This is a genomic window from Thermosipho globiformans, from assembly GCF_003990895.1.
Classification (GTDB): Bacteria; Thermotogota; Thermotogae; order Thermotogales; family Fervidobacteriaceae; genus Thermosipho; species Thermosipho japonicus.
This window is the reverse complement of record NZ_BHXD01000031.1, coordinates 1-2,490: the sequence shown is the minus strand read 5'-3', so window position 1 is coordinate 2,490 and position 2,490 is coordinate 1. Positions and strand designations below refer to the sequence as shown.

The 2,490-nt window shown below is 30.6% G+C and carries 2 protein-coding genes and 2 tRNA genes; all 4 read left to right on the top strand.

The window, feature by feature from the left end; genetic code table 11:
- The first annotated feature begins 84 nt into the window (after positions 1 to 84).
- The 4 genes from EO083_RS09660 to EO083_RS09645 all read left to right on the top strand — a co-directional run bounded on the left by EO083_RS09660 (position 85) and on the right by EO083_RS09645 (position 2,178).
- Entirely contained in the window at positions 85 to 768 is a 684-nt protein-coding gene (locus EO083_RS09660; RefSeq protein ID WP_241230039.1) for an OB-fold nucleic acid binding domain-containing protein, read from the top strand.
- A 56-nt stretch (positions 769 to 824) separates the two neighbouring features.
- A complete protein-coding gene (locus EO083_RS09655; protein ID WP_126994239.1) occupies positions 825 to 1,664 on the top strand; it encodes a thermonuclease family protein in 840 nt (279 codons plus the stop codon).
- 304 nt (positions 1,665 to 1,968) lie between these two features.
- Positions 1,969 to 2,058 (top strand) — tRNA-Ser (locus EO083_RS09650).
- 43 nt (positions 2,059 to 2,101) lie between these two features.
- Positions 2,102 to 2,178, top strand: a tRNA-Arg gene (locus EO083_RS09645).
- Positions 2,179 to 2,490 lie beyond the last annotated feature (312 nt).

Genomic DNA, 2,490 nt, shown 5'->3' with positions numbered 1-2,490 from the left:
TATTTGAAATTACATAACACTATTTACTTTTCAATGACCAATTTATACTTTTTACTAAACTAATTATACGAGGAGGTGTTAGTTATGAAAAAAAGGCTATTTTTGTTTTTAGTATTATTTTTATTGCTTTCAGGTTGCTCGCCATTTTTTGAAAGAATTTTTGTTTTTTCGTCTAGCAAGAATGAAAATGCTGATTCTGTAAACGTAGATGAGCAGCAAAATAAAGAAGGAACAGTATATTCTAGTTTGCAAGCTGTGATTATGGGAAAAGAAGGTGATTCATATACTGTTAAAGGAATAGTGACTTCTCCAAAAGATTTACTTGGAAAAGGTAGCTTTTACATTCAGGATGAGGTTTCAGGACTCATGATTTATGCACCGTCATTTACAGAAAGCTTAGAAATAGGTGATGTTGTTGTAGTAACTGGAAAAAGTAAATTGTGGAATGGAATAGTAGAACTTGTTGCTGATTCAATAGAAGTTGTTGGAAAAGATAAGCCAAAAGCAGATGTTTTAACAAGCCTTTCAGATGTCTTTTTGTCAAGCTTAGTTTACGTTGAAGGAATGGTAAAAGAAAAAAGAAAATATGATTTTGTAGTGGATACAGGGGAATTTCTAATAAAAGTCTATTTAAAGAAAGGCACTAATATAGATATTTCTAATTTGACGGAAGATTCAAAGGTTAAAGTTACAGGAATCCTTACTTTGTATAAAGGTGAATATGAAATTTTGCCTAGAGGTCAATTCGATGTTGAGATTTTAAAATAATGATTGTGCCGCCTTTAGGTGGCACATTTTAAAAAGTAACAGAAGAAGGGAGTAGTATGGATTTGAAAAAACTTTTACCAATTTTGTTGTTTAGTGTCTTAATTACCTTGTTTTCTTATATAGGTATTGATACTACAAACTTTTTGAATCCAATTAAAAATAATAGTGGATTTGTAAAATTAGATGTAGAGCATATTGTTGATGGCGATACATTTTATGGGTATGTAAATGGAGAGTACAAAAAAGTGAGAATTGTTGGAATTGATACTCCAGAAACTCATGCAGGTAGTAAACCAATTGGTGAGTACGGAGAGGATGCAAAAAGGTTTTTAGAAGATTTTGTCAGTAAATACGATATATATTTAAAGATTGTAGGAAATGATGGATATGGTAGAACTCTAGCTTATGTTTTTGGAAAAAATAGTGAAAATGGATATATATTCTATGAAGAGTCAGTTTTAATGGAAGGATATGCAAGACCATTAATATATTTTGATAATGATAATAGCAAATTAACTCCAAGGCTTGTCCAGGCATATAACTATGCCTTTGAAAATAAAAGAGGAATATTTTCAAAATGGAATTCAGCAAAGGTTTTGAGTAGTAAAGAACAAGTAACAAGCTTACTTGAAGGTAAGATCGTTTTTCTAGAAGGAACAGTAAAAGATATAAGAAAGAATTACCATAGTGGGGGCGCGTATAATTATTATATTGATTGTGATTGGTTTGAAATTTCCATTCGTGATGGTGAATATGAATATTTTTTCAAAGATTATAACTTATATTCCATTAAAGGTAAAAAAGTAAGATTCTATGGAGAACTTTGGTTTAATGATTATAGCAATAAGCCAGAAATATTACTTAGGAGCCCGAATGAAATAGTTGTGTTAAATTAAACAAATGTAGATAAAATTTTGTAAGTAACCCTTGGAACTATTTTGGAAATTGTTCCGAATTGTTTTTATAATCATAGTATTTATGAGTGGTTGTCAATACTCAGATTAGTAAAAAAGAAAGTAGACTTTTTTGTTGGATTATATTATTTTATTTAATCTTGAACTGTAACAATTAAATTTTGATCTTTTAAAATATTTCGTTTTAAATTGTTTCCTTCAGGGGATTTCCCCTGAAGGAATTTTTAGTAAATTGTAATCCTTGACATTTTTCTTATTTTAAGTTAAAATTTTACATGTGATATTTGGAGAGGTGGCCGAGTGGTCGAAGGCGCTTGCCTGCTAAGCAAGTGTGGGGGTAACCCCACCGAGGGTTCGAATCCCTCCCTCTCCGCCAAAAAGTGGGGGATAGTTCCCCCTATTTTTAAATTAAATATTATGTGCCCGTAGCTCAATTGGATAGAGCGTCAGACTGCGGATCTGAAGGTTGGGAGTTCGAATCTCCCCGGGCACGCCAAAAAAGGAGGCTTAGGCCTCTTTTTTTTATTTAAATTTGATTGTTAAAATTAAAAAAAGTGTGGAAAATGATTAGCAATCAATAGCCAATATTTCTGAATTTTGTTAACGAGAACGGAGTTTAATAAAATTTTTTTAATATTTGAAAATCATTCAGTTTTTAAGAATATTTGAAAAATTTTTAAATATTCTTTTGTTATCTTTTAAATTCTGACCCTGGCCAATGTAAAAAATAAGTTAAATTAGAATATAAAAAAAGGGCTACACCTGCTAAAATTGTTTTTGTACCAAAAATAATCTTTATCAAGGAGGT

Coding starts and splice junctions, on each gene's coding strand:
- EO083_RS09660 (WP_241230039.1), top strand. CDS start 85: ATGAAAAAAAGGCTATTTTTGTTTTTAGTATTATTTTTATTGCTTTCA.
- EO083_RS09655 (WP_126994239.1), top strand. CDS start 825: ATGGATTTGAAAAAACTTTTACCAATTTTGTTGTTTAGTGTCTTAATT.